The sequence below is a fragment of the Klebsiella sp. BIGb0399 genome, assembly GCF_003752615.1.
In the GTDB taxonomy this organism is placed as follows: Bacteria; Pseudomonadota; Gammaproteobacteria; order Enterobacterales; family Enterobacteriaceae; genus Klebsiella; species Klebsiella lignicola.
In genome coordinates, this window is record NZ_RKHT01000006.1 from 475,490 (window position 1) to 487,450 (window position 11,961).

Annotated in this window: 13 protein-coding genes; 2 read left to right on the top strand and 11 right to left on the bottom strand. The window is 55.8% G+C overall.

Features of this window, described 5'->3' with window-relative positions; genetic code table 11:
• Nucleotides 1–51: 51 nt before the first annotated feature.
• Together EDF82_RS12850 and tatE are read left to right on the top strand one after the other, a co-directional pair.
• Complete coding sequence (locus EDF82_RS12850) at nt 52–840, top strand: deaminated glutathione amidase (protein ID WP_123755933.1); 789 nt, start codon at nt 52–54, stop codon at nt 838–840.
• 130 nt (nt 841–970) lie between these two features.
• Nucleotides 971–1,177 (top strand): twin-arginine translocase subunit TatE, encoded by a 207-nt coding sequence (tatE, locus tag EDF82_RS12855; RefSeq protein ID WP_123755934.1) that lies wholly within the window; start codon nt 971–973, stop codon nt 1,175–1,177.
• Nucleotides 1,178–1,408: 231 nt separating this feature from the next.
• Here tatE and lipA read toward each other — a convergent pair whose 3' ends face one another.
• The 11 genes from lipA to EDF82_RS12920 form a co-directional block, all read right to left on the bottom strand.
• The gene (gene lipA, locus EDF82_RS12860; RefSeq protein ID WP_123755935.1) at nt 1,409–2,374 is read right to left on the bottom strand and encodes a lipoyl synthase; all 966 of its coding nucleotides are present in this window, start codon (nt 2,372–2,374) and stop codon (nt 1,409–1,411) included.
• A gap of 170 nt (nt 2,375–2,544) precedes the next feature.
• Nucleotides 2,545–3,513: a YbeF family transcriptional regulator gene (locus tag EDF82_RS12870; protein ID WP_123755937.1), complete on the bottom strand. Its 969-nt coding sequence runs from the start codon at nt 3,511–3,513 to the stop codon at nt 2,545–2,547.
• A 143-nt stretch (nt 3,514–3,656) separates the two neighbouring features.
• Entirely contained in the window at nt 3,657–4,298 is a 642-nt protein-coding gene (gene lipB / locus EDF82_RS12875) for a lipoyl(octanoyl) transferase LipB (protein WP_123755938.1), read from the bottom strand.
• Nucleotides 4,299–4,399: 101 nt separating this feature from the next.
• Complete coding sequence (gene ybeD / locus EDF82_RS12880) at nt 4,400–4,663, bottom strand: DUF493 family protein YbeD (RefSeq protein WP_041144576.1); 264 nt, start codon at nt 4,661–4,663, stop codon at nt 4,400–4,402.
• Between the two features lie 113 nt (nt 4,664–4,776).
• The gene (gene dacA, locus EDF82_RS12885; protein ID WP_123755939.1) at nt 4,777–5,976 is read right to left on the bottom strand and encodes a D-alanyl-D-alanine carboxypeptidase DacA; all 1,200 of its coding nucleotides are present in this window, start codon (nt 5,974–5,976) and stop codon (nt 4,777–4,779) included.
• 143 nt (nt 5,977–6,119) lie between these two features.
• Nucleotides 6,120–7,238, bottom strand: coding sequence for an endolytic peptidoglycan transglycosylase RlpA (gene rlpA / locus EDF82_RS12890; RefSeq protein WP_123755940.1), 1,119 nt, complete (start codon nt 7,236–7,238; stop codon nt 6,120–6,122).
• Between the two features lie 10 nt (nt 7,239–7,248).
• On the bottom strand, nt 7,249–8,361 hold the full coding sequence (mrdB, locus tag EDF82_RS12895; RefSeq protein ID WP_123755941.1) for a peptidoglycan glycosyltransferase MrdB: 1,113 nt from the start codon (nt 8,359–8,361) through the stop codon (nt 7,249–7,251).
• Nucleotides 8,361–10,262 carry a peptidoglycan DD-transpeptidase MrdA gene (gene mrdA / locus EDF82_RS12900; RefSeq protein WP_123755942.1) on the bottom strand — a complete coding sequence of 634 codons (1,902 nt, stop codon included), beginning with the start codon at nt 10,260–10,262 and terminating at the stop codon, nt 8,361–8,363. The genes mrdB and mrdA overlap by 1 nt, the downstream gene beginning before the upstream one ends.
• Before the next feature lie 27 nt (nt 10,263–10,289).
• Complete coding sequence (gene rlmH, locus EDF82_RS12905) at nt 10,290–10,757, bottom strand: 23S rRNA (pseudouridine(1915)-N(3))-methyltransferase RlmH (protein WP_015584895.1); 468 nt, start codon at nt 10,755–10,757, stop codon at nt 10,290–10,292.
• 3 nt (nt 10,758–10,760) lie between these two features.
• On the bottom strand, nt 10,761–11,078 hold the full coding sequence (gene rsfS, locus EDF82_RS12910) for a ribosome silencing factor (RefSeq protein ID WP_123755943.1): 318 nt from the start codon (nt 11,076–11,078) through the stop codon (nt 10,761–10,763).
• 221 nt (nt 11,079–11,299) lie between these two features.
• Nucleotides 11,300–11,929: an adenosylcobalamin/alpha-ribazole phosphatase gene (locus EDF82_RS12920; protein ID WP_123756229.1), complete on the bottom strand. Its 630-nt coding sequence runs from the start codon at nt 11,927–11,929 to the stop codon at nt 11,300–11,302.
• Nucleotides 11,930–11,961 lie beyond the last annotated feature (32 nt).

An 11,961-nucleotide genomic window follows, 5' to 3' on the forward strand; every position in this document is an offset into this window, starting at 1 on the left:
GTAGCGCGCACACTGCGTGGCTGGCTACGAAATACCTGAGGGGAGACCACGATGTTGGCTGCTGCTGGACAATTTGCCGTCACGCCGGACTGGAAAACCAATGCGCAAACCTGCGTAGAGTTGATGAAGCAGGCGGCCGGGCAGGGCGTATCCTTGCTGGTTTTACCGGAAGCATTACTGGCTCGTGACGATAGCGATCCTGATTTGTCGGTTAAATCGGCACAGGAGATCGATGGGGGCTTTCTGCAGCAGCTGTGCGGGGAGAGCCGAAACAACGCGCTCACCACGGTGCTGACGGTGCATGTCCCTTCTGGTGAAGGACGAGCAACCAACACGCTGGTGGCGATACGTCAGGGTGAGGTTATCGCGCAGTACCAGAAGCTCCATCTCTATGATGCCTTTTCGATGCAGGAGTCGCGTCTTGTCGATGCGGGCCAGCAGATCCCTCCGCTGATTGAGGTTGACGGGATGCGGGTTGGCCTGATGACCTGCTACGATCTACGCTTCCCTGAGCTGGCGTTAGCGTTGGCGCTGAAGGGGGCAGACGTGCTGGTATTACCGACGGCGTGGGTGCGTGGGCCGATGAAAGAGCATCACTGGGCTACGCTACTGGCGGCCAGGGCGCTGGATACGACCTGTTACCTGGTGGCGGCAGGAGAGTGCGGCACCCGTAATATCGGCCAAAGCCGGATTGTCGACCCGTTGGGGATGACGCTCGCAGGGGCGACGGACCGGCCGCAGATGATTGTCGCCGAGCTCTCTGGCGAGGTGCTCCGCCAGGTACGCGAACGTTTGCCGGTCTTAATGAACCGGCGCTTTGCGCCACCGCAATTATTGTGACGTTTTTTTAAACAAGGCTTGATTCACCTTGTTACAGATTGCTATTGTGTCCGCGCGTCAAATAGCCGTTAATTGTTCGCGTGTATGATGGCGTATTCGCAGCGTGTATTAGAGAAGAAGGTTGTAAGCTATGGGTGAGATTAGTATTACCAAACTGCTGGTGGTCGCAGCACTGATTATCTTAGTGTTTGGTACCAAAAAATTACGTACGCTGGGTGGAGACCTGGGTTCCGCTATCAAAGGCTTCAAAAAAGCCATGAATGATGACGATGATAGTGCGAAAAAAACCAGTGCGGAAGCAGAAGCTCCGGCACAGAAACTCTCTCATAAAGAGTAATTAAAGGCGCGTTCCCCGACGACGGGAAGGTGTAACCGTCAGGCATGAGCCTGAACGTCAGAAGAGGCTGCAGCGCAAACCGCTGTGGCCTTTTTTATGGCCGCGTGTTGGTAAAGATGAAGGCTGAAGGCCCAAAAATGCAACCAGGTGTTACAGGGAGGCGGTAAACGGGAAGGGGAAGACAGACCGCTGCGCGAAAGGCTTCACGCAGCGGTAAGGACGCAGTGAAGATTACTTCACTTCCATCCCTTTGGCTTGCAGGTCGGCGTGGTAGGAAGAGCGCACGAACGGGCCACAGGCCGCATGGGTGAAGCCCATTGCCAGCGCTTCGGCTTTCATCTCTTCAAACTCATCCGGGCTGACGTAACGCTGAACCGGCAGGTGGTGACGGCTCGGCTGCAGGTACTGACCCAGGGTGAGCATGGTAACGCCATGACGGCGCAGGTCACGCATGACCTCGATGATCTCTTCGTTGGTTTCGCCAAGACCCACCATCAGGCCTGATTTGGTCGGGATCTCCGGGTGCGCTTCTTTAAAACGCTCCAGCAGTTTCAGCGACCAGTTGTAATCAGCGCCCGGACGCACCTGACGATACAGACGCGGCACGTTTTCCAGGTTGTGGTTAAACACGTCTGGCGGCGTCACGGTGAGGATATCCAACGCACGATCCATACGGCCACGGAAGTCAGGGACCAGAGTCTCAATCTTGATCGTCGGGTTTTTCTCACGGATCGCGCTGATGCAATCGGCAAAGTGCTGAGCACCACCATCGCGCAGGTCATCGCGGTCAACGGAGGTTACAACGACATAGCGCAGCGCCATGTCGGCGATGGTTTGCGCCAGTTTCTGCGGTTCATTGGCATCCGGTGTAACCGGGCGGCCGTGGGCGACGTCGCAGAACGGGCAACGGCGGGTACAAATCGCGCCGAGGATCATAAAGGTTGCGGTACCGTGGTTGAAGCACTCCGCCAGGTTTGGGCAAGATGCTTCTTCGCACACGGAGTGCAGGCCGTTCTTACGCATCGCTGCTTTGATACCCTGGATACGGGATGAGTCAGCCGGAAGTTTGATTTTCATCCATTCCGGTTTTCTGAGCAGAGCTTCACGCTCAGTTGCCACGTTTTTCACCGGGATAAGGGCCATTTTATCGGCGTCGCGGTACTTAACACCGCGTTCCATCACAATGGGTTTACTCATAGCGTGCGTGTTCCAGTTGCGAGTCACGAAAGAAAGCGAATCAATTCAAGGAAATGTTGTATTTATCAACTATTTTTGAATTAAGGACAGGCAGTATATCATCGAAACGGGACAGAAAGCAGCCTGCCCGTTCGGCAAATTGTAAAATAGTTGTTGTTTTCTGCTTCCCCTCACGGGTTTTCCTGGCGGAACGCCTGACGGACCGTCTCGATAATGTCATTCAGCAACGATTCCTGGGCGCTGAGCCGGTTGTAATGCAGCGAGACATCAATACGTTCCTGCTGCAGGCGTGGGTAGTCGATCGCCACAAGCGGCCAGGTCTGCGACATCATGGCAAACATGCGTTCCGGCATCAGGCCAAGCATATCGCTGTGGCCGATCATAGCCGCCTGGGTAAACAGATTGTAACTACTGAAGCCACAGCGGCGATCCCCCAGATGCTCCTGCAACTGACGGTGGATGGCGGGGTAACGCTGGCCTTCCGGCAGGATCAGCGCAAACTCATAGCGCTGCAGGTTCTCATCGCTCAACGGCATCTGCAGAACCGGATGTCCCTCCCGGCAGTACATCACCAGTCGATCCTGAAACAGCAGATGATGGGCGATAAGCTGGCCGCTGTGGGCAAAGCTGTCGATCAGTAGATCAACCTGACGTTGATTCAGCTGGCTGGTGGCATCGGTAATGGCGACGTTATGCAGCAGCACTTGCGGAAAGTGCTGTTTCAGCACCTTAGCGATATCGGGAAGGATTAAGGCCCCGATGTTCGGCGAGGTCGCCACGGTAATGACGCGTTGCTGATGGGCGCTGCCGGCCAAATCCAGCGCGCTCAGGAACGACTCCATCCCCTGACTGATGTACTGGTGAAGGTGGGTGGCGTAAGCCGTGGGCGTGACGCCCTGACCTTTACGGATAAACAGCGGGTCGGGGAAGAGGGTGCGAAGTTTGTTAATCGACTGGCTGATGGCTGAGGGGGTGATATTCAGGACTTTTGCGGCATTAACGATGCCCTTATGAACATACACCGCTTCAAAAATAGTCAGCAGGTTCAGATCCACATTGCGTAATACACGCAGTACCTGGCGGTCGTGATGTCGCTCCTGCGGTATGGGTAATTCGGGTGAAGGCTTATTATTGTCCACTCAGTGATTCCTGTGATCGTGCATAGCGCAAGTATAGCGGTCAGTCGCTCGGTCGTGAGTGGCATTTAATTGCAAATATAATGACTTAACGAGAAATGATGGCAGGATATTGCGCCCCGGAGGGCGCAAAGAGAGAAAAATGATTACGCGGTCACAAACTCATGTGGCGGATGGTCGAGCAAGGCCAGCAGGCTGGTTACCAGATGGGGGGCCACCATTGACGGTGTGATATCGGGCTGCCACTGACGCATCTGCGCCATCTCCATGCCGGCATATCCGCAGGGGTTGATGCGCTGGAACGGTGCCAGGTCCATGGCGATATTCAACGCCAGGCCATGGAATGAGCATCCCTTACGGATGCGTAAGCCAAGCGAACAGATTTTTTGCTCACCGACATAGACGCCAGGGGCATCAGCGCGCGGATGTGATGCTATCTGGTACTCCGCGAGGGTGTTAACGACGGTTTGCTCCAGCAGCGTCACCAGCTCGCGTACGCCAAGCTTGCGGCGCTTGAGATTCAGCAGGACGTACATCACCTGCTGTCCCGGCCCGTGATAGGTGACCTGACCGCCGCGGTCGCTTTGAATCACCGGGATATCACCGGGAACCAGAACGTGTTCGGCTTTTCCTGCCTGGCCCTGGGTAAAGACCGGGTGATGTTCTACCAGCCAGATTTCATCCAGGGTTGTCTCATCGCGGATGTCGGTAAAGTCATGCATTGCCTGCGAGACAGGTTCATAAGGTTGCAGGCCAAGTTGACGGATAAGGATTTTATTATGCTGCAAAACAACGTCTCCGCAGAGAGAGAAGTGACTTAAGGAGGCGAGTATATCACAGCAGGGCGGGAGAGAGATGACCCGGCGCCAGGGCCGGGTCAGGGAATGGATTACAGCACCATCCGGACGATTTCAATGTTGCCCAGCTCTTCGTACAGGGTTTCGACCTGCTCGATATGGGTCGCGTTGATGGTGATAGAGACCGAGTGGTAGTTACCCTTGCTGCTCGGTTTTACTTGCGGAGAGTAATCACCAGGCGCATGGCGCTGTACCACTTCCACCACCTGATCAACCAGCTCAGGCAACGCCTGCCCCATTACTTTGTAAGTAAATGGAGTAGGGAATTCAAGCAGTTCGTTAAGTTTGGTTTTCATGTCAGCTCCGGTGTTACGACAAAAAATAATAACTCCCACGTGGGTGGGAGTTATCAGGTTACTTTGATGATTAGTATATGGGGATGTAAATCACACTTTCAAGTGTTCGATTTTTAACCAAACCAGTGATGGAACATTAACTTAATGTAATCAATCATTTTGCCGAAGAAATTGCCTTCCGGAATTTCCTGCAGGACCACCAGCGGGCGTTGATCGATGGTTTTACCATCCAGCTGGAAGTTAATGGTGCCGACCACCTGGTTTTTCTGCAGCGGCGCGTGCAGTTCGGTGTTGTTCAGAACATAGCTGGCTTTCAGGTCTTTCATGCGTCCGCGTGGGATAGTCAGATAAACATCTTTATCAACACCCAGCGAAGCACGATCGCTGTCGCCAAACCAGGCTGGCTCGGAAGAGAACTCTTTACCGGCTTTCAGCGGGTTAACCGTTTCAAAGAAGCGGAAGCCCCAGGTCAGCAGTTTTTTGCTTTCGGATTCACGGCCTTTAAAGGTACGACCGCCCATCACCGCGGAGATCAGACGCATCTGGCCTTCGGTGGCGGATGCCACGAGGTTATAGCCTGCTTTGTCGGTATGGCCGGTTTTAATGCCGTCAACGTTCAGGCTGTTATCCCACAGCAGACCGTTACGGTTCATCTGACGGATACCGTTAAAGGTGAACTCTTTTTCTTTATAGATGGTGTATTCGTTCGGCACGTCGCGGATCAGCGCCTGACCAATCAACGCCATATCGCGCGCGGAGCTGTACTGGCCCTCAGCGTCAAGACCATGAACGGTCTGGAAGTGGCTGTTTTTCAGGCCCAGCGCGTTGACGTAGCTGTTCATCAGGCTGACAAACGCATCCTGGCTGCCGGCAACATAGTCGGCCATCGCCACGCAGGCGTCGTTACCGGACTGCAGGTTGATACCACGGATCAGCTGAGATACCGGGACCTGCATACCAGGCTTGAGGAACATCAGCGAGGAGCCTTTAAACACCGGGTTACCGGTCGCCCACGCATCGTTACCGACGGTGACCAGATCGGATTCTTTAAATTTACCCGCTTTCATGGCCTGGCCGATAACGTAGCTGGTCATCATTTTGGTCAGACTGGCCGGGTCACGACGGGCATCGGCATTATTCTCTGCCAGCACTTTGCCTGAGTTGTAATCGATAAGGACCCAGGACTCTGCATCAATCTGCGGTGCGCCTGGGATCATGGTTTTGAGGTTCAGGTCATCGGCGTGGGCAGCGGAGGAGAGCGCCGCAACGGAGAGGGCCGTAGCGAGTAAACGTGCGGTGAAAGAGGTCTTCATGGTCTGAACAACGGCATCCGTGATCGAGTTTAAAAAAGTGCCTTACTATAACAAATGCTCTGTGGGCCTTCATCCGAGATTGCGCATGACTTTGTTAATGACTTTTTCATGCGCATAACAATCCGGAGAGCGACCCCGCGTGTTTAGTTGGCGTGAGTAATAAATGATTGCAGCTGGGCTTCGCTTTGCAGACGCTGTTGTACGGTGCTGGCCTGCGCTTTGCTGGCGAACGGGCCTAACTGAATGCGCCATACCGCACCGTTTTGCATCACGCGGCCAGGAACGGAAAACTGCTGGCTGAGACGCTGCTGATACTGCTGTGCGCGAGCCTGATCGCTGACGGCACCAACCTGAACGACAAAGTCGCCGCTGGCGCTGGCCGTCGATGCGACCGCTGCGGTCGTTGCTGTTGCCGCTGCGGCGGCTGCCGGAGCTGGCGTGACGCTACCCTGAACAGAGCCTGGTGCGGTAACCGGTGCGGTTTGCACCGCCGGTTCGCTGCTTTCCAGTACGCCGTTGTTCAGCGGTGTCGGCGCGCCAAGGAAACCGCTGCTGTTCACCGGCGCACCCATATTGTCTTCCGGCTTCAGCGTGGAGTTGCTGATGGCGCGCACATTGTCCTGGTTTGCCGGGTCGGTTGTGACAGCGCCGCCGCCACCGTCCAGGTCAGGACGGGCAGGTAATGCATAGGTTTGTTTGGCGACGGTAGTACAGGCCATGCCCGGCCCCGAGAGCGATCCGTCTGGTGCGACGATGATCGGATCGATACGCACTTTGGTGTTGTTCGAAGTATTCAGTCGATCGGCGGAGGCGCGTGAGAGCGAAATGACGCGATCGTTGCCGTACGGGCCACGATCGTTAATGCGCACCACGATCATCCGACCGTTGGCCGTGTTGGTGACCCGCACGTAGCTCGGGATCGGCAACGTAGGGTGCGCGGCGGTGAGCTGTGTCGGATCGAACGCCTCGCCGGAAGCGGTCAGGTTGCTGTTGGGTTCCGCGTCATAAATGGCGGCCAGACCGGTCTGCGTAAAGTTAGACGGATCCTGGACGATTTTATAACTTTTCCCATCGCGCTCGTAATCCTGATTCGCCGTGGCATTGGGCGTTTCATAGTGCGGATCGGCACCGCTGATTTCCACGCTTGGGCCATTACAAACCGGCGGCTGTGGCGTGCTGACCGTTTTCTGTTGAACGTCTTCACCCGAACATGCCGCCAGCAGCCCTGCTGCTATGCAGATCCCCAGCCATTGCTTACGCATCGCAAACCCCTTAAACGCTTTTCGACAACATTTTTCTGTGGGTGTGGATCGACATTACGATACCAAACCCGGCCATCAATACGATCAGGGCGGAGCCCCCGTAGCTGACCAGCGGCAACGGTACCCCCACCACTGGTAAAATACCACTCACCATACCAATATTTACGAAGACATAAACGAATAAAATCAACATTAAACCACCGGCCATGACGCGCCCGAAGGTGGTTTGCGCCTGGGCGGCAATCCACAGCCCGCGCATGATCAGCAGGATGTAGAGCGCCAGCAGAACCAGAACGCCAATCAGGCCAAGCTCTTCGGCAAGGACCGCAAAGATAAAGTCGGTATGGCGCTCTGGCAGAAACTCCAGCTGTGACTGGGTGCCGTGCAGCCAGCCTTTGCCGCGTAGCCCGCCGGAACCGATGGCGATCTTCGACTGGATGATGTGATAACCGGCGCCCAGCGGATCGGTTTCCGGGTCGAGCAGCATCATCACACGCTGACGCTGATAATCATGCATCAGGAAGAACCACAGAATCGGAATGAACGCCGCAACCAGCACCACCGCCACGCCAATCAGACGCCAGCTCAGGCCGGACAGGAACAGCACGAACAGGCCCGACAGGGCGACCAGGATCGAGGTTCCGAGGTCAGGCTGCGCGGCCACCAGCAGCGTCGGCAGGAAAATCAGCACCAGCGCGATGGCGGTGTTTTTCAGCGACGGCGGGCAGACGTCTCGGTTGATAAAGCGCGCGACCATCAGCGGCACCGCGATTTTGGCGATTTCCGAGGGCTGGAAGCGAACGATGCCGAGGTCCAGCCAGCGCTGTGCGCCTTTGGAGATAGCGCCGAAGGCATCAACCGCCACCAGCAGGATAATACAGAAGATATAGAGGTACGGCGCCCAGCCTTCATACACCCGCGGTGGGATTTGCGCCATGACGATCATGATAACAATCCCCATGGCGATCTGGCCGATCTTACGCTCCATCATGCCCATATCCTGACCGCTGGCGCTCCAGATAACCAGCGCGCTGTAGGTCAGCAGCGCCAGCAGAATAAGGAGCATGGTGGGGTCGAGATGGATTTTATCCCATAGCGATTTTTTGTTCGGATTATCGGTCATTATTGATCCTCGCCCGCCGTCGCCGCCGGGCTTTCGCTCGGCAGGTTTGTGTTGTTGTCACCCAGCATTATGTGGTCGAGAATTTGGCGCATGATGGTACCGACCGCCGGGCCAGCACCGCCGTTCTCAAGAATAATGGCAACCGCAACTTCGGGGTTGTTATAGGGGGCAAACGCCGTCATGAGTTTATGGTCACGCAGACGTTCGGCGATTCTGTGCGCATTATAGGTTTCGTTGGCTTTCAGGCCAAAGACCTGCGCAGTACCGGATTTAGCGGCAATTTTATAGGGCGCGTTGGCGAAGTATTTATGGGCGGTACCGTTGCCACGGTTGGCCACGCCGAACATCCCGTCCTTGGCGATCTCCCAAAAACCGGAGTGAATATCGCCGACCGGTGGTTCGTGCGGCTGCACCCATGGCACCTGCTTGCCATCTTCGACCGTGCTTTGCAGCAGGTGCGGCACTTTGACCACACCGTCGTTAATCAGGATCATCAGCGCTTTGTTCATCTGAATCGGGGTGGCAGTCCAGTAGCCCTGACCGATACCGACCGGAATGGTGTCGCCCTGGTACCAGGGTTTTTTAAAGCGTTTCAGCTTCCATTCACGGGTGGGCATATTCCCGGAACGCTCTTCCGACAGGTCAATCCCGGTGTAGTGGCCGTAACCGAATTTGCTCATCCACTCAGAGAGACGGTCGATGCCCATGTCATAGGCCACCTGATAGAAATAGGTATCCGCAGACTCTTCGAGCGCTTTGGTCACGTTCAGATGGCCGTGGCCCCATTTTTTCCAGTCGCGATAGCGTTTGTCAGAACCCGGCAACTGCCACCAGCCCGGATCGAACAGGCTGGTATTGCGGGTGATGACGTTAGCGCTAAGTGCCGATACCGCCACGTAAGGTTTTACCGTCGATGCTGGCGGATAGACCCCTTGGGTCGCGCGGTTGACCAGCGGGGTGTTGGGGTCGTTCAGCAGCCCGGAGTAGTCTTTGCTGGAGATGCCGTCAACGAACAGGTTCGGGTCGTAGCTCGGCGTGGAGACCAGCGCGAGGATGCTGCCGGTACGCGGGTCGGTGACGACCACCGCAGCACGGCTGCCGGCGAGCAGCGTCTCAATATACTGTTGCAGCTTGAGGTCGAGGGTCAGGTAGATATCGCGCCCGGCCTGCGGCGGCACCTCTTTGAGCTGGCGGATGACGCGGCCACGGTTGTTAACCTCGACCTCTTCATACCCGGTCTGGCCGTGCAGCACGTCTTCATAGTAGCGTTCGATCCCCAGCTTGCCGATATCATGGGTTGAGGCATAGTTGGCCAGCTTGCCCTCTTTATCCAGGCGGTCGACGTCTTTATCGTTAATTTTGGAGACGTAGCCAATCACGTGGGTCAGGGCGGAGTTATAGGGATAATAACGGCGTTTGTAGCCTTTGACTTCTACGCCCGGGAAACGGTACTGATTGACCGCAAAGCGAGCCACCTGGACTTCGCTGAGGTTGACCTTAACGGGAATAGAGGTGAAGCGGTGAGAACGTGCGCGCTCTTTCTTGAAGTTGGCGACATCGTCATCGGTCAGGTCGATGACGTCGCGCAGCGCGTCCAGCGTTTGCTGCACGTTATCGACTTTTTCCGGCATCATCTCCAGCTGGTAGATAGTGCGGTTCAACGCCAGGGGAGTACCGTTGCGATCGTAGATAATACCGCGGCTCGGCGGGATCGGGACCAGCTTAATACGGTTTTCGTTTGAGCGTGTTTGATAGTCGGTATAACGAACGATCTGCACGTTATAAAGGTTGGCAACCAGTATGCCGGTAAGCAGCAAAATCCCCAAAAAAGCGACCAGCGCCCGGCGCACAAACAGCGAGGATTCAGCCGAATAGTCGCGGAAAGAATTCTGTAATTTCATTCGCTGCTTAGTCTACCCTGGTCATCATTATTCACGGTGGTAAGGGTGGTTGGTGGTAATGCTCCACGCCCGATACAGGCTCTCAGCGACCAGTACACGAACCAGTGGATGAGGCAACGTGAGCGTAGAGAGCGACCAACTCTGTTCCGCGGCGGCTTTGCAGGCCGGGGAGAGTCCTTCCGGACCGCCGATCAGCAGACTGACATCGCGGCCATCCTGTTTCCAGCGTTCCAGTTCGCGCGCCAGCTGCGGGGTATCCCATGGCTTGCCCGGAATATCCAGGGTCACGATACGGTTTTTTCCCGCGGCCGCCAGCATCATTTCCCCCTCTTTATCGAGGATGCGCTTGATATCGGCATTTTTACCGCGTTTGCCAGCAGGAATTTCCAGCAGCTCGAACGGCATATCTTTTGGAAAACGACGCAAATATTCACTAAAGCCGGTCTGAACCCAGTCCGGCATTTTGGTGCCAACGGCCACCAGTTGCAGCTTCACGCATTAACTCCAGAGTTTTTCCAGCTCGTACAAATGACGGCTCTCTTCCTGCATGACGTGAACCATGACGTCGCCAAGGTCGACAACAATCCAGTCGGCGGCGCTTTCGCCTTCAACGCCGAGCGGCAGCATACCTGCAGCGCGGGATTCTTGTACCACGTGATCGGCAATCGACATGACATGGCGCGTGGACGTGCCGGTGCAAATAATCATGCAATCTGTAATGCTGGATTTGCCATGTACATCAATGGCAACGATGTCCTGACCTTTCAGGTCATCAATTTTGTCGATAACAAAATCCTGGAGTGCTTTACCCTGCAAGAGTTCCCCCTGGGTGAGTGAAGAGTGATAATTGTAAACAGCCTGACAGTATACCCGATCTTACTTGAATGTCGGGATAAATGTCGGTTGCCAGGCGCTGGAGGCGGCTATCATCCCATCCATCGCCCGCGATTGCATCGCCATTTTTGTAAAACAATTTCTGCAAACATCGTTTAGCGGATGCGTTCAGGCTGCGGAGAATAACAGTCTGCTCTGACCTGTCAATGGTCTGCACGGAATTCTTCTTCGCCCGCCCAGACGGCCTGGCTATTTAGTACCCGCAGGGTGACAAAATCAGAGTGCAGGTCGAGCGCGCTCCACGCCCCATGCTCGATTGGGAAATGCCACATCGCCTGCGCGGGGAGCTTCATTAAGGTGGTCATTAGCAGGCTAAGGGCACCTTTATGACCGACGATCAGCAGATGGTCAAGATGGGCGTAGTGGGGCAGCTGTGCGGCGAAGGCGGCAATGCGCCGGGAAAACGACGGGAAGTCCTCGCCGTGAGTCGGTGCCGCATGCTGCCAGTCCGCGCACCACGCGGCGTAGTTTTCTGCGTCTTCGTGCTGTAAATCCCGGTGGTGGCGCATTTCCCAGTCGCCGAAAAACATTTCGTTGAGCTCGGGGACAATCTGGCGCGGGATCTCCCGGCTACCGAGCAGCAGATCGGCGGTATGCTGGGTTCGTTCCAGCGCGCTACAGAGTACGCGAGCGAACGGCACGGCCTGCAGCAAGCTACCGAGGGTCTGCGCCTGGCGCTGACCGCGCGCGGTTAACGGGGTCGGAGCGTGTCCGCTGTACAGGCCGGCGACGTTGGCCTCGGTTTCGCCATGACGAACTAACCATAATCTCACGGTATACAGGCCTTCTGGCAATGCGAATGAGG